15 protein-coding genes are annotated in these 19,451 nt (G+C 66.1%); 6 read left to right on the top strand and 9 right to left on the bottom strand.

Going from position 1 to position 19,451, the window contains the following annotated elements; translation table 11 throughout:
* Window positions 1–123: 123 nt before the first annotated feature.
* The gene (locus NY08_RS05570) at window positions 124–3,513 is read right to left on the bottom strand and encodes a transglutaminase family protein (protein WP_045199777.1); all 3,390 of its coding nucleotides are present in this window, start codon (window positions 3,511–3,513) and stop codon (window positions 124–126) included.
* Between the two features lie 206 nt (window positions 3,514–3,719).
* Between NY08_RS05570 and NY08_RS05575 the strand changes: the two genes are divergently transcribed.
* Window positions 3,720–4,322 (top strand): RDD family protein, encoded by a 603-nt coding sequence (locus NY08_RS05575; RefSeq protein ID WP_235387115.1) that lies wholly within the window; start codon window positions 3,720–3,722, stop codon window positions 4,320–4,322.
* A gap of 127 nt (window positions 4,323–4,449) precedes the next feature.
* On the top strand, window positions 4,450–5,535 hold the full coding sequence (locus NY08_RS26020) for a hypothetical protein (RefSeq protein ID WP_045195328.1): 1,086 nt from the start codon (window positions 4,450–4,452) through the stop codon (window positions 5,533–5,535).
* A 68-nt stretch (window positions 5,536–5,603) separates the two neighbouring features.
* On the opposite strand, the gene aspS is transcribed toward NY08_RS26020, so the two are convergent.
* A complete protein-coding gene (gene aspS, locus NY08_RS05585) occupies window positions 5,604–7,388 on the bottom strand; it encodes an aspartate--tRNA ligase (protein WP_045195330.1) in 1,785 nt (594 codons plus the stop codon).
* 169 nt (window positions 7,389–7,557) lie between these two features.
* Here aspS and ypfJ point away from each other — a divergent pair, with 169 nt between their 5' ends.
* Window positions 7,558–8,475 carry a KPN_02809 family neutral zinc metallopeptidase gene (gene ypfJ, locus NY08_RS05590; protein ID WP_045199780.1) on the top strand — a complete coding sequence of 306 codons (918 nt, stop codon included), beginning with the start codon at window positions 7,558–7,560 and terminating at the stop codon, window positions 8,473–8,475.
* 9 nt (window positions 8,476–8,484) lie between these two features.
* Here ypfJ and NY08_RS05595 read toward each other — a convergent pair whose 3' ends face one another.
* Window positions 8,485–9,513 carry an Rv2578c family radical SAM protein gene (locus NY08_RS05595; RefSeq protein WP_045195332.1) on the bottom strand — a complete coding sequence of 343 codons (1,029 nt, stop codon included), beginning with the start codon at window positions 9,511–9,513 and terminating at the stop codon, window positions 8,485–8,487.
* A 125-nt stretch (window positions 9,514–9,638) separates the two neighbouring features.
* Between NY08_RS05595 and NY08_RS05600 the strand changes: the two genes are divergently transcribed.
* Window positions 9,639–10,109: a DUF3237 domain-containing protein gene (locus NY08_RS05600; protein WP_032397972.1), complete on the top strand. Its 471-nt coding sequence runs from the start codon at window positions 9,639–9,641 to the stop codon at window positions 10,107–10,109.
* A gap of 7 nt (window positions 10,110–10,116) precedes the next feature.
* Here NY08_RS05600 and NY08_RS05605 read toward each other — a convergent pair whose 3' ends face one another.
* From NY08_RS05605 to NY08_RS05615, 3 genes are read right to left on the bottom strand one after another with little or no spacing between them, the layout of a single operon-like run.
* Window positions 10,117–10,770, bottom strand: coding sequence for a hypothetical protein (locus NY08_RS05605; RefSeq protein ID WP_045195334.1), 654 nt, complete (start codon window positions 10,768–10,770; stop codon window positions 10,117–10,119).
* Window positions 10,760–12,031, bottom strand: coding sequence for a histidine--tRNA ligase (gene hisS, locus NY08_RS05610; protein ID WP_032397971.1), 1,272 nt, complete (start codon window positions 12,029–12,031; stop codon window positions 10,760–10,762). The genes NY08_RS05605 and hisS overlap by 11 nt, the downstream gene beginning before the upstream one ends.
* Before the next feature lie 2 nt (window positions 12,032–12,033).
* Entirely contained in the window at window positions 12,034–12,726 is a 693-nt protein-coding gene (locus NY08_RS05615) for an MBL fold metallo-hydrolase (protein ID WP_045195335.1), read from the bottom strand.
* A gap of 192 nt (window positions 12,727–12,918) precedes the next feature.
* On the opposite strand from NY08_RS05615, the gene NY08_RS05620 reads away from it, so the two are divergent.
* On the top strand, window positions 12,919–13,782 hold the full coding sequence (locus NY08_RS05620; protein WP_045195337.1) for a peptidylprolyl isomerase: 864 nt from the start codon (window positions 12,919–12,921) through the stop codon (window positions 13,780–13,782).
* Window positions 13,779–14,576 carry a peptidylprolyl isomerase gene (locus tag NY08_RS05625; RefSeq protein WP_045195339.1) on the top strand — a complete coding sequence of 266 codons (798 nt, stop codon included), beginning with the start codon at window positions 13,779–13,781 and terminating at the stop codon, window positions 14,574–14,576. Before NY08_RS05620 ends, NY08_RS05625 begins: the two co-directional genes overlap by 4 nt.
* A gap of 67 nt (window positions 14,577–14,643) precedes the next feature.
* Here NY08_RS05625 and NY08_RS05630 read toward each other — a convergent pair whose 3' ends face one another.
* The 3 genes from NY08_RS05630 to NY08_RS05640 all read right to left on the bottom strand — a co-directional run bounded on the left by NY08_RS05630 (window position 14,644) and on the right by NY08_RS05640 (window position 19,448).
* Window positions 14,644–17,136: a RelA/SpoT family protein gene (locus NY08_RS05630; protein WP_200893171.1), complete on the bottom strand. Its 2,493-nt coding sequence runs from the start codon at window positions 17,134–17,136 to the stop codon at window positions 14,644–14,646.
* Window positions 17,137–17,208: 72 nt separating this feature from the next.
* Window positions 17,209–17,739 (bottom strand): adenine phosphoribosyltransferase, encoded by a 531-nt coding sequence (locus tag NY08_RS05635; RefSeq protein ID WP_373453533.1) that lies wholly within the window; start codon window positions 17,737–17,739, stop codon window positions 17,209–17,211.
* 5 nt (window positions 17,740–17,744) lie between these two features.
* Complete coding sequence (locus NY08_RS05640; RefSeq protein WP_045195342.1) at window positions 17,745–19,448, bottom strand: ABC transporter substrate-binding protein; 1,704 nt, start codon at window positions 19,446–19,448, stop codon at window positions 17,745–17,747.
* Window positions 19,449–19,451: the final 3 nt, after the last annotated feature.

Genomic DNA, 19,451 nt, shown 5'->3' on the forward strand with positions numbered 1-19,451 from the left:
CGTTGTTCCTTCCGTCGGTCGATCACACTCCGCCGCCGGGCGGCTCCGCTTGCTGCGGACCCACCCGATACGCGTCGGACCGAGATCGCTACCGGTCGACTCGTTCTCCTGTGCAGTCGCGTCTCAGGACGTGATGACTCCGGTCCGGCGCAGGTCGAGCATGCCGGGCGCGGACACATCGATCGCTTGGCGAGCGTGCATCTCGAGCAATCTTGCTACGTCCACCTTCCCCGAGGTGAACCCGCCCTCCTCGAAGCGGCCGTTGCGGCGAGCCTCGGCTTCGACCGAGTTGACGGGAGGCCCCTCGTACGAGCGCCCGCCCGGATGCACGACGTGGTACGAGCATCCACCGACTGCGCGTCCGGTCTGCATTTCCACCAGGTCGAAACGCAGTGGACTCTGCACCTCGATCGTCGGGTGCAGAGCGCTCGGCGGCTGCCAGGCGCGGTAGCGCACACCGGCGACCTGAACGTCCTGACGCTCGGTGCGCACCATCGGTACCGGCACCCCGTTGCACGTCACCATGTATCGGCCCGCGTCGGCTCCGGCGACCCGAACCTGGATCCGCTCCACCGAGGAGTCGACGTACCGCGCGGTGCCGGAGGACGTCGACTCCTCGCCGAGGGTGTTCCAGGGCTCGATCGCGCCACGTAGTTCGATCTCGGCATCGCCGACCACGGTGGTGCCGATCCGCGGGAATCGGAATTCGGTGAACGGATCGAGCCAGCTGGTGTCGAAGTCGATACCGTGCTCACGGAGGTCCTCGGCCACGCGGCCGATGTCGCTGATCACGAAGTGCGGAAGCATGTATCGGCCGTGCAGATTGGCACCGTGCCGGATCAGCGGAGCTTCGAGCGGGGTGTCCCAGAATCGCGAGACCATCGATCGCACGAGAAGTGACTGCACCATCGCCATCTGATGGTGCGGCGGCATCTCGAACCCGCGCAGTTCGAGCAATCCGAGTCGGCCGCGGGTGGAGTCGGGGCTGTAGAGCTTGTCGATGCAGAACTCGGCGCGGTGCGTGTTGCCGGTGATGTCGGTGAGCAGGTGCCGCAGTGCTCGGTCGACCACCCAGGGTGAGGCCGATCGATCGGCCCCGGTCAGTCGCTTGATCTCGCTGAATGCGACCTCGAGCTCGTAGAGCGATTCCTCTCGACCCTCGTCGGCGCGAGGTGCCTGCGAGGTGGTGCCGATGAAGCGGCCCGAGAACAGGTACGACAGCGACGGGTGCCGCTGCCAGTGAGTGAGCAGCGACACCAACAGATCCGGTCGACGCAGAACGGGTGAATCGACCGGCGTCACGCCGCCGAGAGTGATGTGGTTGCCGCCGCCGGTTCCGCGGGTGGTGCCGTCGTTGTCGAATCCTTCGGTGCTCAACCGGGACTGGCGAGCCTCGAGGTAGAGACGCTCCATCAGTTCGTTCTGTTCGGCCCACGAGGAGGTCGGTTGCACGTTGACCTCGATCACACCGGGATCCGGTGTGACAGTGAGGGTTTGGATACGCGGATCCGACGGCGGGCCGTAGCCCTCGATCACGACGGGGGTGTCGATGGTCGACGCCGCCTGCTCGACGCGTGAGACGAGGTCGACGAAATCGTCCAGTCGATCCATCGGCGGCATGAACACGTGCAGGATGCCGTCACGGACCTCGGCGACCAGAGCGGTGACGGCGGTGCCGCCGACCCTGGACGTCTCGTCGACCAACTGCGCGTACCGCGACTCGGCCGGGTTCACCGCGCGCGGCGGCTGCTGCGTGAGCTGCGGTGTCGGCAGATCCGGCTTGGGGGCGGTGGGGTCGGCCGGGTTCTCGACCGGTCCCCCGTCCCAGGAGATCGCTCGCAGGGGCAGCCGCAGGCCCGCAGGAGAATCGCCTTCCAACAACACGATTCGGCCACGGCGCAACTTCCAGTCCGAGCTCTCCCAGCCGGACCCGTCCTCGGTACGCGAGATGGGCAGCACGAATGCCGCCGGCTCGTCGGTGCTGGCATCGAGCCGTTCGAGCAGTCGCTTCCTGGCGTCCGCGGAATCGGCTCCAGGTTCGAGGTCGTCGTCGTCGGCGGGCGGGTCACCGTAGGGCTGACGAACCAGGTCCAACAGTTTCACCAACGGGTCCTCGTAGGCGGGACGCGCTTGTGAGGCAGGCAGTCCGAGAGCCTTGACCAACTCGTCGATCAATTCCTGCGACGCCGAGTTGTCCACCGGTTCCGGGCGCAGATCCTCTGCCAACCAGGGATCGGCGATCAGGTCGGAGTCGTGCCACAGGGCTTGACCGTCGGTGCGCCAGAACAATCCCACTTGCCACCGTGGCAGCGGCTCACCCGGGTACCACTTGCCCTGACTGCGTTGCACCAGGCCGTCCGGTGCATAGATGGTGCGAAGCCGTTCGGCGAGCACACTTGCCAGCTTGCGCTTGTGTGGGCCATCGGCCGTGGTGTTCCACTCGGGCGCTTCCTGATTCTCGATCGCGACGAATGTGGGCTCGCCGCCGACGGTCAGTCGAATGTCCTGATCGAGCATCCGATTGTCGATCTTCTCGGCTGTCGCCTTGATCGACTCCCACTGTTCGGCGGTGTAGGGCAACGTCGTTCGCGGATCCTCGTGGACGCGTACGACGGTGTTGGAGAAGTCGAGTTCGGCCTTGCACTTGCTCGTGGCACCGGAGATCGCGGCGGCAGTCGACGGGTGTGGCGTCGCCGACAGTGGAATGTGACCTTCGCCGGCGAACAGGCCGGAGGTCGGATCCATCCCGACCCAGCCCGCACCGGGGAGATAGACCTCGGTCCACGCGTGCAGATCGGTGAAGTCCTCCACCGGCCCGGACGGGCCGTCCAATGACTTGACGTCGGAGGACAACTGAACCAGGTAACCCGAGACGAAGCGCGCGGCCAGACCCATCTGACGCAGGACCGACACCAGCAACCACGCCGAGTCGCGGCACGACCCGACGGCGGACGTCAGGGTCAGATCCGGGGTCTGCACTCCCGGTTCCATCCGCACCGAGTACCCGACGTCCCCCATCACGGCTTGGTTTGCCATCACGAGAAAATCGATGGTGCGCAACGACTCTCCGCGTTCGACGACGGCTGCCTGTAGCTTCTCCACCCAGGCCGAGACCACCGGGCCCGGTCCTGATCCCGCCTTGCCCTCGTCCACCGGGCGCAGGTACGGCTCGAGGTCGGGAAGGTCGTGCTCCTCGTACGCGAACCCGAAGTGCTCGGCCCATTCCTCGACGAAGAAGTCGAGGGGGTTGATCGACGCCATGTCTGCGACGAGTCCGACGGTGATCGACAGGTGGTCGGTTCGCTCGGGGAAGACCACCCGAGCGAGGAAGTTTCCGAACACGTCCTGCTGCCAGTTGACGAAATGCTCCGCCGGTTCGATCTTCAGCGAGTACGCCTCGATGGGAGTACGCGAATGCGGTGCCGGTCGCAGCCGAATCTCGTGCGGAAAGATCTTGACGGTGCGGTCGAATTTGTAGCTGGTGCGGTGTTCGAGTGCAACCTTGATGCCCACGGCGAGCCCCTCGTGATAGTCCCGGTATGGGTAGAACACCCAACCCTAGTAGGACCGGGCCCGGTGCGCTCGGCGAGAAATCGTGTCCGAAATGTGCCGACCGGGCAGGCGCGTAGTCCTTGACACCCCCATCGTGGTGCGGTTCGCTCAGCGAGAATCGAGTACTCGTTCGACGCACGTCACACTTTGCAATCAAAGGGAATCTCGTGAGCGACAATCCATCCGACGGACCGCACTACGGCTCCGATCCGAACCGACCCCAGTACCCCACGAATCCAGCGTCCGGCTACCCGCCACCCGGCAACTACCCGCCCCCGGGCAACTATCCACCGCCGCCGGTCGGCGGCAACGCGGCATTCGGCACGGGTTCCCCCCTGCCCGGCGGCGCGCAGCCCGGCAGCCGCGGATCACGGTTCGCCGCCCGCTTCCTGGACGGGCTCGTTCTCGCGGTCGTCCAGTTCATCCTGTACGTGATTCTCCCGAGCGGGTTCTTCGGAACCGTGCTGCTGAGCCTCGCGTCCGCACTCCTCGGCTTCGCGTACTTCACGCTGCTCGAGTCCTCGCGTGGCCAGACCCTGGGCAAGCAGCTCCTCGGTCTGCGAACCCTCGGCGCATCGGGCGGACTGCCCACCCAGGCCGAAGCGGCCAAGCGCAACGCCTTCCTGCTGCTGAACGTGATACCGCTGCTCGGCACCTTCCTGGTGATCGTGGCGTACATCGTCATTGCGGTGACCATCAACTCGAGCCCGACCAAGCAGGGCAAGCACGACGAGTTCGCCGGCGGAACCCAGGTCGTCGCCATCTCGTAAAACCCCATCCACGCACGAGCGGACCTTCGACACACGGCGGAGGCCCGCTCGTCTGCGTCCGGGTGTTCCACGGCCTCGACGCCCCGAATCACCCCATTCCTCCCGACCACAGACCAGGAGAACGACGTTGAGCGACAATCCGACCGGCGAACCCCGGCCCGGCGAGGGATCCGATCCCGACCGCACCGACACGCCCAACACTCCCCCGCCGAGCACGGAAAACACCCCGCCGACTCCCGGCGGTCAGTACCCACCCCCGGCCGAAAGCTACCCACCGCAGGGTGGCTACCCGCCGCAGGGGAACTACCCACCGCAGGGCAGCTACCCACCGCAGGGCGGCTACCCGCCTCCCGGCAACTACCCACCGCAGGGGAACTACCCACCGCAGGGCGGCTACCCGCCTCCCGGCAACTACCCACCGCAGGGTGGTGCACCCGGCGGCTATCCACCGCCCCCCGGTGCGTACCCGCCGCCGCCCGGCACCTACGGAAACCAGGGCTACGGGCAGACGCCACTGGGTCCGAATCCCGGACGGCTCGACGTCGGGGCAGCGCTGAGTTACGGGTTCGACAAATTCAAGGCCAACGTCGGCCCATGGCTCGGAATCACCGCCATCGTGTGGGCCGTGACGGCTATCGGTCTCGCTGTGGTCTTCGCGTCGACGTTCACCGCAGCGATGGTGGCAGCCGACAGCGGCGACACGACATTCACGGCCACGACATCCGGGGTGGCCGTCGTCCTGACGGCGATCCTCACGTTCGTGTCGTATTTCGTCAACGCCGCTTACGTTCGAGGTGCGCTGGACGAGACCGGTGCCCCGCAGAAGCCGTCGTTCGGTAGGTTCTTCCAGCTCACCAACGTCGGCCAGATCGCCGTTCTCGCGCTGATCTGGACGATCGTGAGTGTGGTGGTCAGTTTCATCCCGTTCCTCGGAACGGTCGTTCTGATCGTGATCGGCTTCCTCGCCAATTTCGCACTGACGTTCCTGATCGATCGCAACCAGACGGCGATCGAATCCATCAGATCGAGTGTCGACCTGACCGTGAAGAACTTCGGTCCCGTGGTGTTGCTCCTGCTGCTGCTGGCCGCGATCAACATCGTCGGTGCGCTGCTGTGCGGTCTCGGTCTGCTGTTCACCATCCCGATCTCGGTGATCGCAACCAACTACGCCTACCGCGTACTGACCGGTGGGCCGCTGTCCCCCGCACGCTGACCTGCTCGACAACAGACGACTGTCCCCGTAGCGCACAGCGCTACGGGGACAGTCGTTTTCGAAACCTCTCAGGCCTCGGCGGGTTCTTCCTTCTTCTCCGGCTTGAAGTCGACGCCCGATTCCTTGCGCTGCTGCGGGGTGATCGGGGCGGGCGCGTCGGTCAACGGGTCGATGCCGCCACCGGACTTGGGGAACGCGATGACCTCGCGGATGGAGTCGACGCCGGCGAGCAGCGCAGTGATGCGGTCCCAGCCGAACGCGATGCCGCCGTGCGGCGGTGCGCCGTAGGAGAAGGCGTCGAGGAGAAAGCCGAACTTCTCCTGGGCTTCTTCCTTGCCGATACCCATGATCGCGAACACCCGTTCCTGAATGTCCTTGCGGTGGATACGAATACTGCCGCCGCCGATCTCGTTGCCGTTGCAGACGATGTCGTAGGCGTAGGCCAGGGCGGATCCGGGATCGGTGTCGAACGTATCCATCGACTCCGGCTTCGGCGACGTGAAGGCGTGGTGCACGGCAGTCCACGCACCGGATCCGACGGCCACGTCACCACTGGCGGTGGCGTCGGACGTGGGCTCGAACAGCGGAGCGTCGACGATCCACACGAATGCCCATGCCTTCGGGTCGATCAGGTCGAGCTTGCGAGCGATCTCGCCGCGCACGGCACCGAGCAATCCACGTGATGCCTTGATCGGGCCCGCGGAGAAGAAGATCGCATCGCCGTTGTTCGCGCCGACGTGCGCGGCGAGGCCGTCACGCTCGGCGTCGGTGAGATTCTTGGCAACCGGGCCACCCAAGGTGCCGTCCTCGCCGACGAGCACGTAGGCGAGGCCTTTGTGGCCACGCTGCTTGGCGAATTCCTGCCACCGGTCCAACTGCTTGCGGGGCTGCGATGCACCACCGGGCATGACGACGGCACCGACGTACGGGGCCTGGAACACTCGGAACGTGGTGTCGGAGAAGAAGTCCGTGCATTCGACCAGTTCGATGTCGAAGCGGAGATCGGGCTTGTCCGAACCGTATCGACGCATCGCCTCGGCGTAGGTGATTCGTGGAATCGGAGCCGTGAAGTGGTGGCCGACGAGCTTCCACAGCGACGCCAGGATCTCCTCCGCCAGGAGGATGACGTCGTCCTGGGTGACGAAGCTCATCTCGACGTCGAGCTGAGTGAACTCCGGTTGACGGTCGGCGCGGAAATCCTCGTCTCGGTAGCACCGGGCGATCTGGTAGTAGCGCTCGATACCGCCGACCATCAGCAACTGCTTGAACAGCTGCGGGCTCTGCGGCAGAGCGTAGAAGCTGCCCGGCTGCAACCTCGCCGGCACCAGGAAGTCGCGGGCGCCCTCGGGAGTGGATCGCGTGAGCGTCGGCGTCTCGACCTCGACGAACTCGTGGTGCGCGAGTACCGAGCGGGCTGCTGCGTTGACGTGCGAGCGCAGGCGAATGGCGTGGCCCGGTCCCTCGCGACGCAGATCGAGGTAGCGGTACTTGAGCCGCGCTTCCTCGCCCGGCTGGTCGTCGAGCTGGAACGGCAGCGGCGCGGCCTCGGACAGGACCTCGATCTCGGATGCCTCGACCTCGATCGCACCGGTGGGGATCTCGTAGTTCGCGTTGCCCTCCGGACGACCCTCGACCTTGCCGGTCACCTTCACCACGTATTCGGCGCGCAGGCGGTGGGCCTGCTCGAGTGCGGTGCCCTCACGGAAGACGACCTGGGACACACCGGACGCGTCGCGCAGATCGATGAAGATGACGCCGCCGTGATCGCGTCGGCGGGCCACCCATCCCGTCAGCGTCACGGTTCGGTCGACGTGCTCGGGGCGTAATGAGCCGGCGAGGTGGGTGCGCAGCACGGGTGTCCTTTCGAGAAAAATCCGCTGATCGTGTTGTTCGATCCTCGATCCTACGGAGCACATCGCCGTAGAAGGAAACGAGATCGCAACGCGGCATGCGAAGCTAAGGCCGACAGTGGCGGTATCGGTTCGCATCACAGATGCGCGCTCGGCGGAGGGGAACTCCAGCATGACGTTCAGAGAAGGCTCGCAAACGACACCAGGCCGAGTCTCCGTCGGTGGCAGCGGAGGGGGTGGCGGACGCGGCAAGTTGGCGATCGGCGGCGGCGCGGGTGGACTGGTCGTCATCGTCCTTGCCCTGCTGTTCGGCGGCGATCCCGGCGCGATCCTGAACCAGATCAGCGGCGGCGACAGTTCCGCCGGCCAGAACGACTCCGGGTCGTCCGGAACGCTCGACTGTGACGTCACAGAGGCGAACAGCAACGTCGACTGCCGGGTGGATTTCACGGTGGCGAGCCTCGATACCGTATGGGAATCGCAGCTGCAATCGCAGACCGGCGTCGCCTACGTCCAGCCGGCCGTGAGATTGTTCTCCGGTTCGACCGGCACCGGCTGCGGCAACGCCACCAGCGCCGTCGGGCCGTTCTACTGCCCGGCCGATTCCACCGCCTACTTCGACACGAGCTTCTTCCAAGTACTCGTCGACCAGTTCGGCTCCAGCGGCGGACCACTCGCACAGGAATACGTGGTGGCGCACGAGATCGGCCACCACATCCAGAATCAGCTGGGCGATATCGGACGCGCGCAGGCCGATCCCCAAGGACCCGAGTCCGGTGGCGTCAAGGTGGAGTTGCAGGCCGACTGCTACGCGGGAATCTGGGCGCACTACGCAGCCGAGACGGTCGACCCGAAAACTGGAGTCCCCTTCCTCGAGCCGCTGACCGCTACCGACATCGACGACGCACTCTCGGCGGCGTCGTCGGTGGGCGACGACCGCATCCAGCAGGCATCCACCGGCCGCGTCAACCCCGAGGGTTGGACGCACGGTTCTTCTGCGCAGCGTCAGGCATGGTTCACCGCGGGCTACGAAACCGGACAGGTGGCGGCCTGCGACACGTTCTCGGCACGCGACCTGGACAACCCCTGATCATCCAGCTCAGAACAGGGTGAGAGCCGGCCCCGAGGTCACCGGTGCTCGGGGTTCGGCAGGCTCGTTGGCGGGCAGCGAGCGGGTCTGCTCGGCGGCGAACCCGTAGGTGTCGAGCAGCGGATCGATTCTCGCTTTGAGCCACTGCTTGTACTCAGGAGTCACATAGGCCCCGTGTCCGTAGAGCTGACGGTACCGACGCACCAACGCGGGGTGTTCCCTCACCAGCCAGCTCATGTACCAGTCCTTGGTGCTCGAACGCAGATGCATCGGCAGCGCCGTCACGGTTGTCGCACCTGCCTCTGCCAGGGCGCCGATGAGGCCGTCCAACTGCTTGGCCCCGTCGGTGAGAAAGGGAATCACCGGTGCCACCAGAACGCCGCAGTCCAGGCCCGCGTCGCGGACCGCACGAACGAGATCCAATCGCGCTCGTGGACTGGGGGTTCCGGGCTCGAGCTGCTTCTGCAGGTCGGCATCGTGAATGGCCAGGCTGATGCTCACCTGCACCTCCACCTGCTGCGCAGCCAGCGTCAACAGGGGCAGATCACGCCGCAGCAGTGTGCCCTTGGTGAGAATGGAGAACGGCGTCCCGGATTCGGCCAATGCTCGAATGATCCCCGGCATCAACCGATATCGCCCTTCCGCGCGCTGATAGGGGTCGGTGTTGGTACCGAGCGCCACCGGCTCCCGTTTCCACGACCGGCGCGCGAGTTCCTTGCGCAGTACCGCAGCAACGTTCGTCTTCACGACGATCTGCGAGTCGAAGTCGTTGCCGGAGTCCAGATCCAGATATTCGTGCGTCGGGCGGGCGAAGCAGTATCGACATGCGTGCGAGCACCCGCGCATCGGATTGACGGTCCACGAGAAGGGCACCTGAGATTCGCTCGGCACTTCGTTCAGAGCGCTCTTGCACAACACTTCGTGGAAGGTGATGCCCTCGAACTCGGGCGTCTGGACGCTGCGGACCAGTCCCGATCGCTCGAGCCCCGGTAGCGCCCCGTCGTCCGCGGCATCGAGAGTCTGGCCGGCCCATCGCATGCACACAGTCGAACATTTGTTCTATGTCGTGTCAAGGGCGGCTCTCCCCCGCGGATCCCCGCTCGGGCGTGGTCACCGGAAGGCGATACCGTAGGCCCCCAACCGATCCTAGGAGTGCACCACAAGTGACCGCCCCGAACACACCGACCCTCGAGCCGATTCTGCGTCTCGGCCTCACCCTCGGACCGGGAATCGACATCGGCTCGGTGCCGGCCGGTGAGCGGGTGGTCACCACCGTGCTCGGCGGCGCAGCTCCAGGCCCCGACATCGAGGGCACCCTCGCCGCCGGATCGACCGTCGTCAGCGTGACGCGGCCCGACGGATGCACCGAGTTCAGCACCGACCTCGTCCTGGAGTTGGCAACCGGCGGTTATCTCTCGCTCGACTACCGCGGAGTTCAGTTCGGGCCGGCCGAGGTCATCGACGCTCTGAACGATCCCGAGCGTGAGGTGGACCCCGCCACGTACTACTTCCGCGGCACCCTGCGCGTGTCGACCGCGGTCCCGAAGTTCACCTATCTCAACCGTGCGCTCGTCGTCACGTCCGGATCTCGGTCGGCCGAAGCCGTCGTGCTCGACGCATTCCTGGTCACCTGATCCCGGCTCAGTCGAGCAGTTGGGCGACCTCCCGGTCGGTCAGAGTCGCCTGCGGAGTTCGTCCCTTGCTACGGACGAGTTCGACGGCGCGGTAGAGCGGCCGTTGGTCGAGCCCGGCGTCGCGTGCCTCGGCGCGCAGCTGATCGACCAGCACCGATGCGATCGCCGCAGCCGGCACCAACTCGGTGGTCCACAGCGAGTCGGCGAGGGTGCGCAACGACAGAATCGGCAGTTCCCGGCCCCCGTCCCTGGTGTAGAGCGCAAGCGGAACCACGACGTGTGTACGCCCGTCGTAGAGCCGTAGCGAGATCTGATCGATTCCGGCCGTCCGAATGGTCAGTTCGGCGGTCACCACCTCCGGCATCTTCAGTCGGCGCGTGCGCAACCCTCGTGCACACAGTTGCGGACCGTCGAGCCATATCCGGCGGCGCAGACCGAGCCAGCCGGACAGTACCGCGGGACCGCCGACGATCACTCCGACGAGAACTGCGACCCACACCGGCGCGAACAGCGCCAGCACGACGGCGACAACGATCCCGATCGCCGCCGACCCGACCATGATCTTGCGCAGGCGCGGTTTCAGGAACTCCACCGAGACCAGGTCCAGTGCTACCGGCCCCGCGTTGGACCGGGAGTCACCGGGCGGGGACTCACCGGGCAAGACGCGCTCCGAGGGCGTCGACCACGTCGGCCATCGGAACGGTGTCCTGCTCACCGTTCGAAAGGTCCTTCACCAGAACCGCTTCGGCAGCGAGTTCCTGATCCCCGAGCACCAACGCGAAACGTGCTCCGGATCGGTCGGCGGCCTTCATGGCACCCTTGATTCCGCGATTCCCGTAAGCCATGTCCACCGCTATTCCTCGTTCGCGTAGCTGAGCCGCGATGTCGACGATCGCCAGCTTCGCACCGGCACCCATCGGAACACCGAATACCTGGCATCGTGCCGTCGCGCCCGCAGTCTTGCCCTCGGCGGCCAGGGCCAGCACCGTGCGGTCGACGCCGAGGCCGAACCCGATTCCGGAGAGCGCCTGCCCGCCGAGCTGTTCCATCAAACCGTCGTAGCGGCCGCCGCCGCCGATGCCCGATTGCGCGCCGAGTCCGTCGTGCACGAATTCGAACGTCGTCTTGGTGTAGTAGTCGAGGCCACGCACCATTCGCGGGTTCACGAGGTACGGGACGTTCATCACGTCCAGGTAGGCCAGCACTTCGTCGAAGTGTTCCTTCGCCGAATCCGAGAGGTGATCGAGCATCAGCGGTGCGTCCGCGGTCATCGCGCGCACCTCGGGCCGCTTGTCGTCGAGCACACGCAGCGGGTTGATCTCGGCACGTCGGCGAGTGTCCTCGTCGAGCGGAAGGGCGAACAGGAACTGCTGCAACAGCTCTCGGTACTGCGGGCGACAGGTGTCGTCGCCGAGCGAGGTGATCTCGAGCCGGAAGCCGGTCAGACCCAGGGCCCGGAAACCGGCGTCGGCCACGGCGATGACCTCGGCATCCAGTGCAGGGTCGTCGACGCCGATCGCTTCGACCCCCACCTGCTGCAGCTGCCGGTAGCGGCCGGCCTGCGGGCGTTCGTAGCGGAAGAACGGCCCGGCGTAGGCCAACTTGACCGGTAGCGCTCCCCGATCCAGTCCGTGCTCGATCACCGCGCGCATGACTCCGGCGGTGCCCTCGGGGCGCAGCGTCACCGATCGGTCTCCGCGATCGGAGAAGGTGTACATCTCCTTGCTCACCACATCGGTCGACTCCCCGACCCCACGGGCGAACAGGCCGGTGTCCTCGAAGATCGGCAGTTCGATGTGGCCGTAGCCGGCGGTGCGGGCTGCGTCGAGCAACCCTTCGCGTACGGCGACGAACTCGGCCGAGTTGGGCGGGAAGTAATCGGGAATGCCCTTGGGCGCGGAAAAGGCGGTCGGCTTGCTCACGCTCACAGCTTTCCTTGCCCGGGGTCGATGAGTCCAACGAGGAACGGGTTGGATGCGCGCTCCTGGCCCATCGAGCTCTGTCCGCCGTGTCCCGGGAGCACCACCGTGTCGTCGCTCAGAGGGAGCAGCCGAGTCGCGATGGAGCGAAGCAGTTGATCGTGATCGCCACCGGGCAGATCGGTGCGCCCGATCGACCCCGCGAAGAGGGTGTCCCCGGTCAGAGCCAACGGAACCGAGCCGTCGGGCCCGTCGGCGTGAGCGAGGAACACCACCGATCCCTGAGTGTGCCCGGGGGTGTGTACCACCGTGAATTCGATTCCGGCGAGTTCGAGCCGTCGACCGTCCGTGAGCTCGATCACCTCGGCCGGTTCGTGGAACTCGAGGTCGCCCAGTACCGCCGCCAACGTCGGGCCGGTTCCCTTGATCGGATCGGCCAGCATGTAGCGGTCCTCGGGTGCGATGTACGCCGGGATGCCGTACTTTGCGCAGATCGGCTCCACCGACCACGTGTGGTCCAGATGACCGTGCGTGAGCAGCACTGCGGTGGGGGTGAGCGAGGACTGCGTCAGGAAGTCGATCAGCGGATCCGCGGCGTCCTGACCGGGATCGACGACGACGCACTCGGACGCGTCGTCCTGGGCCAGGATGTAACAGTTCGTCTGAAACATGCCTGCGGGGAATCCGGTGACGAGCAAGACAAACGCTCCTAAATGGCTGAGGCCGAAGTACCGAACAAGCTTAGTGGGGCCGATCCCGTCGGGTCCCCCCAGCATGCTCTCAGGCAGTGATGGCAAACTCGCGTTGGCCGATTCTCGGCCGATTACCACACGATCGGTCCGTGCAGCGAGCGGGCGAGGTCGTTTTTCGACAAGCGGGAGGAACACGAATTGCCCAGCAACGAGCAACGGCGCGAGGCTGCCAAACGAAAGCTCGAACGCCAACTCGTACGCCGTGCCGAACGAGCCCGGCGTCGTAAGCAATTGACGATCGCCAGTTCCATTCTCGGCGTCGTTGCGGTGGTGGCCGTCGTCTCGGTCGTGTTCGTGGTGACCCGCGGTGACGACGATGCCAGTACCGCCCAGGAATCCTCGACGTCGGCACCCGCCGATTCGATCATCGCAGCCGGACGCACCGAGCCGTTGCCCGAGACGGTGAACTGCTCCTACCCCGCCGCGGCGGGGCCTGCGGCCAAGCCGAACACTCCCCCGCGCACCGACAACGTGCCGACCAGCGACGAGCCGCTGAGCTACAGCATGACCACGACTGCGGGAAACATCGGTCTGACGCTGAACAACCCCGAGTCTCCGTGCACGGTCAACAGTTTCGTCTCGCTCGCCAATCAAGGTTACTTCGACGGCACCACCTGCCATCGACTCACCACGGGCGCGGGTCTGCAGGTTCTCCAGTGCGGCGATCCCACCGGCACCGGCTCCGGCGGGCCGGGCTACCAGTTCGCCGACGAATTCCCCACCGATACGTTCGCCGAAGGCGACCCTGCCGCGCAGACCCCGATCTCCTACCCACGTGGAACGTTGGCCATGGCCAATGCGGGCCCGGGAACCAACGGCAGCCAGTTCTTCCTCGTCTACGGCGATTCCGAACTGCCGCCCGCCTACACCGCGTTCGGCACCATCGACGAGACCGGACTCGCCACCCTCGACGCCATCGCGGCCAAGGGAGTCGAAGGCGGCGCGTCCGACGGAGCCCCCGCCGAACCGGTCGACATCACGTCCATGTTGAGCGACCTGTGAACCGCACCTCGGCTCTGACGATCGCGATCTCGGCCACCGCGCTGGTTCTCGCAGGGTGTTCCGGTTCGGCCGAACCGGCAGCAGCGCCGGCCACCACGCCGTCGTCGACGACCACCACGACAACCGAGGCACCCGCGCCGCGGCCTGCACTCGATCTGTCCCGTTTCGGGGCTCTGCCGCCCGTGCCGCAGCCGACGACCGACACGGTCTCCTGCTCGTATCCGGAGCAGTCTCCGGCCGTCAAGCAGGTCACCGCTCCGGCTACCGACAACGTCGACGTGTACGGAACCGTCGATGTGACGTTGTCCACCACTGCAGGTCCGATCGGCATCACACTGGACCGGACACCAGCACCGTGCACGGTCAACAGTGTCGTGAGCCTCGTCGAACAGGGGTACTTCGACGGCTCACCCTGTCACCGACTGACGACGTCACCGGGCCTCGAGGTACTGCAGTGCGGTGACCCGTCCGGTTCCGGTCGAGGCGGACCGGGATACACCTTCGCCAACGAGTACCCCACCACCGCGTACACGGACGATCCGGCGCAGGCCGAGAACCCGGTGGTCTACCCCCGCGGAACGCTGGCGATGGCCAATGCCGGCCCCGACACCAACGGCAGCCAGTTCTTCCTGGTGTACGCCGATTCGGTGCTGCCGCCGCAATACACGGTGTTCGGCACCATCTCGGACGCCGGTCTGCAAACCCTGGACGCCATCGCAGCGGGCGGGGTGACCGGTGGCTCGGAAGACGGCGCACCGGCGACTCCGGTGATCGTGGAATCGGCAACGGTGTAGCTCCGATCGAACGACGAGAGGGTGAGCAGAGATTCTCTGCTCACCCTCTCGTCGTTCTCCGGACCGCTCAGGCGGCCGACGTCAGCCGGTACACGTCGTACACGCCCTCGACGTTGCGCACGACGTTCAGCACGTGCCCGAGGTGCTTCGGGTCACCCATCTCGAACGTGAACTTGCTGATCGCCACCCGGTCCCCAGACGTGGCAACCGATGCCGAGAGAATGTTGACTCGCTCGTCGGCGAGCGCCTTGGTGACGTCGGAGAGCAGTCGGTGACGGTCCAGTGCCTCGATCTGGATAGCGACCAGGAACACCGAGGACGCCGACGGTGCCCACTGAACCTCGATGAACCGCTCGGACTGCTCTTCCAGCGATCGTGCGTTGGTGCAGTCGGTGCGGTGGACACTCACCGATCCACCACGGGTGACGAATCCGAGGATCTCGTCTCCCGGCACCGGCGTACAGCACTTCGCGAGTTTCGCGACGACGCCCTCGGCACCGGTGACCAGCACGCCCGCGTCGCCGACTTGACGGGGTCGAGTGGGAATGGTCGACGGTGTCGACCGCTCGGCGAGCTCTTCCTCGACGTCGCCGACTCCACCGAGATGGGCGACCAACCGCTGCACCACGTGGCGAGCGGATACGTGATTCTCGCCGACCGCGGTGTAGAGAGCGGAGACGTCGACGTACCGTAGCTCGTGCGCGATCGCCGACATGGACTCGGCATTCATCAAGCGCTGCAGGGGAAGTCCGCCTCGACGGACCTCCTTGGCGATGCCGTCCTTGCCTGCCTCCAGGGCTTCCTCGCGACGCTCCTTGGCGAACCACTGGCGAATCTTGGTCTTGGCTCGCGGTGAGGCGACGAATCCCTGCCAGTCCCGACTCGGGCCTGCGGTGGCAGCTTTCGAGGTGAACACCTCGACCACTTCACCGTTGTCGAGTGTTCGTTCCAGTGCGACGAGTCGACCGTTGACCCGCGCGCCGATGCAGCGATGTCCCACTTCGGTGTGCACGGCGTACGCGAAGTCGACCGGGCACGATCCGGCAGGCAGGGTGACGACGTCGCCCTTGGGGGTGAAGACGAAGATCTCCTTGACCGCGAGGTCGTAGCGCAGCGACTCGAGGAACTCCCCCGGATCGGCGGCTTCTCGCTGCCAGTCGAGCAACTGGCGCATCCACGCCATGTCGTCGACCTCGGCGTTGTCCTGCGAGTGCTTGCCCTTGGTCTCCTTGTACCGCCAGTGTGCCGCGATGCCGAACTCGGCTGTGCGGTGCATGTCGCGCGTGCGAATCTGCACCTCGAGGGGCTTGCCCTCCGGTCCGATCACCGTGGTGTGCAGCGACTGGTAGACGCCGTAACGCGGCTGCGCGATGTAGTCCTTGAAACGGCCCGCCATCGGCTGCCACAGCGAATGCACCACGCCGACAGCGGCGTAACAGTCACGGATCTCGTCGCACAGAATTCGGACGCCCACGAGGTCGTGGATGTCGTCGAAGTCGCGACCCTTGACGATCATCTTCTGGTAGATCGACCAGTAGTGCTTCGGGCGGCCCTCGACGACCGCGCTGATTCTCGACGCGGCGAGCGTCGCGTTGATCTCGGCCCGAACCTTCTCGAGGTAGGTGTCGCGGGACGGTGCCCGATCGGCGACGAGCCGCACGATCTCGTCGTACTTCTTGGGATGAAGAATCGCGAACGCCAGGTCTTCGAGCTCCCACTTGACCGTGGCCATTCCGAGCCGATGGGCAAGCGGCGCAATGACTTCCAACGTCTCCTTGGCCTTGCGCGCCTGCTTCTCAGGGGGCAGGAACCGCATGGTGCGCATGTTGTGCAACCGGTCGGCGACCTTGATGACCAACACCCGCGGATCTCGCGCCATCGCGATGATCATCTTGCGGATCGTTTCGCCCTCGGCTGCGGTTCCGAGCACGACCTTGTCGAGCTTGGTCACCCCGTCCACGAGATGGGACACCTCGTCGCCGAACTCCTCGGTCAGCTTGGCGAGCGAGTATCCGGTGTCCTCGACCGTGTCGTGCAGCAGAGCTGCAACCAGCGTTGTCGTGTCCATCCCCAGCTCGGCCAGAATGTTGGCCACGGCGAGCGGATGCGTGATGTAGGGATCGCCGGACTTACGCATCTGCGAGGCGTGCAGCTCGTCGGCAACGTCGTAGGCCCGCTGCAGCAGCGTCAGGTCTGCCTTGGGATAGAGCTCACGGTGCAGGCTGACGAGTGGCTCGAGCACCGGTTTGACCGCCGCGCTGCGCCCAGCGGTGATGCGGCGCGCCAGGCGTGCGCGGACCCGCCTCGACGCGGAGGTGGGAACGGGTGCCGAATTACGGGTTCCGGACGGAGCCTGCGAATCGGTCGCCGCCGGATCGTGGGGAACCGGGCCGTGGGGAACCGGAGCGTCGACGGACGGGCGGACACCACCGGACGCGGACTCGTCGGTCGTGACGACGTCGACTCCGGTCCGATCGGTAACTCCGGTCCGATCGGCAACTACGGGCCGCTCGGGGACGGCAGGCCCGTCGGGCAAGGGTTGATCGATGTATCGGGTCACTCTCATCACCTCCTGCCACACATTCCGCGCTGTCGTCGAAACGTCAACGCATTGTGACAGAGACTTTAGTCCTCATACTCGAACCAGGCAGCCGAGCGGGTAGCCACTGCACTTGTCGCGCCCGCCCAGAACGGCGATCTCGAGAACGACAGCGGCACCGACGATCACCGCTCCCTGCTCGGTCAACAACCGAGCCGTTGCATCGACGGTACCGCCGGTCGCCAGCACGTCGTCGACCACGAGCACTCGTTTTCCGGCCACATCGATCGCAGTCGGGATCTGCAGTGCGGCGGTTCCGTACTCGAGTTCGTACGACCGTGAATGCACCGGAGGCGGCAGCTTGCCCGCCTTGCGTACCGCCAGCACACCGCACCCGAGTTCGAGGGCAACTCCGGCACCGAGCAGGAACCCCCGTGCATCGATACCCGCCACCAGGTCGACGTCCTCGAAACCCTGCGCCAGCTCCGACACGACACTGCGTAACGCCGGTCCGTCCGCGAACACCGGCGTCAGATCGCCGAAGCGAACGCCCGCGACGGGGAAGTCGTCGACCCACCGCGTCAGCCTGGTCACCGCGGCGGCAGCACCCGCTCGCTCGTCCACGTCGTTCATCGAAGAAGCACCCACCGATCCATGTTCCAACCGGCACCTGCGGCCGTCGGGTTGGGCACCACGTCCTGCATGCCGTCGCTGACGACGGTGGTCCGTGGCTCGTTGTACAGGGGAAGCGACGGCATGTCGTTCCACAGGATGTTCTCACCCTCGGTGGCCAGAGCCAGCACTCGCTCGGGATCGTCGGTCACCGCCAACTGATCGATGATGGAATCGATCCTGCCGTTGCTGTATCCGCCGACGTTCAGGCCGATTCCCGTCCGCAACGAATACCGTGCGGTGACCGCGGCGGCAGAACCCGACGGTCCGGGAAGAGATCCGCTGCTACCGAGCACGGCGTCAACAGCCCCGGCGCGCAGTGCGGACGGTGTGAAGTCCGGTGAGCTCGCGTCCTCGACGGTGATGCCCGCAGCCGCGCAATCGGCAGCCATGCGACTCACCACCTGGGCGCGGCGCGCGTCCGGTCCCCGGTAGCCCACACGAACGGTCAGAGCATTCTCGCCCGCAGCCTCGAGTTCTCGGCTCGCCTGGTCCAGATCCGAGCGCTGGTATCGATCGCCCACCACCGTTGCGACCGACGGATACTCGAGCGTGTCGGGCTGGACGAGACGAGAGTCGACGACGCCCGAGCCCAGGCCTGCCGCCTCCGCCTCGAAACCGGGGTGACCCAGAGTGTCGAACAGGTCCGACCGCGGGATGCACGCGGCCACTGCTCGACGAGCACTCGCATCGGCCAGCACCCCCTGAGTGGCGAACGTCAACTGCTCGACGCCCCGCGACGGTTCCTCGGTCGTCGTGAATCCCTCGGTGGTCCCGAGGTCGACGGCACCGGCACCGTGGTCGATCACGTCCAACGATCCGTCCGCGGACTTCGCGGCCAGGTCGGTGCCCTTGGGCCAGACGACCACCTGCTGGGTCTGGGGTGGGTTTCCCCACCAGGCCTCGTTCGCCACGAGCACGAGACCGTCCTCGGCGGTGTAGGACTCGATGCGGTAGGGGCCGGCCGAGGGCAGTAGCGCGAGGTCGATCGAGCCCGGTGTCAGGGTCCAGCCGGTGTTCCAGAAGTCGGCGATGCGGGTCACCACGTCGTCGTCCTCGGCCAGGATGGGATCGACGACGTTCGGCACGCCCGCTGCGCGAGCCGCGACATGTGCCGGTAGCAGGTCAGTGGCTCCGAACAGGGCACGCCAGTTCTGGTAGCTGCGGCCGGACGCGAAGACGACCGTCGCTTCCTTGGCCCCCGGTACGCAATCGATGCGCTCGATGTCGGAGTACCCGGCCGTCGACGCCGCGTCGAACAGGGGGCGGTCGGTGGCGAACTTTCCACTGTTCGCCGCCCACGCCAACACCAGATCGTCACAGGCCATCGGCGCACCGTCCGAGTACGTCGCCGCGGGGGCGATGGAGTACTGCACGGTCAGGGTGTCGCCGGGAACCACGGACACGGTTCCGATGTCGTTGTCCGACAACGCGTCTCCCTCGGGCCCGAGATAGCTGAAGCCCACCTGCACCCGAGTGAACGCCTGCCGGGCTCCCGACGCCGCGCCGTCGACGGTTCTCGCGTTGTAGGTGTCGACCACGTTGTCGAACGAATAGCCGATCGAGGGCACCTTGTCTTCGGGCGACGAGCACGCAGTGATGGACACCGCACCGACACTCGCTGCCACCAGTGCCGCGCTCCACCGTCGTTTCACGTGCACTCT

It is taken from the genome of Rhodococcus sp. B7740, assembly GCF_000954115.1.
GTDB lineage: Bacteria > Actinomycetota > Actinomycetes > Mycobacteriales > Mycobacteriaceae > Rhodococcoides.

Coding starts and splice junctions, on each gene's coding strand:
- NY08_RS05595 (WP_045195332.1), bottom strand. CDS start 9,513: ATGCGATGGGCCGGCCAGACTCTCGATGCCGCGGACGACGGGGCGCTA.
- ypfJ (WP_045199780.1), top strand. CDS start 7,558: ATGACGTTCAGAGAAGGCTCGCAAACGACACCAGGCCGAGTCTCCGTC.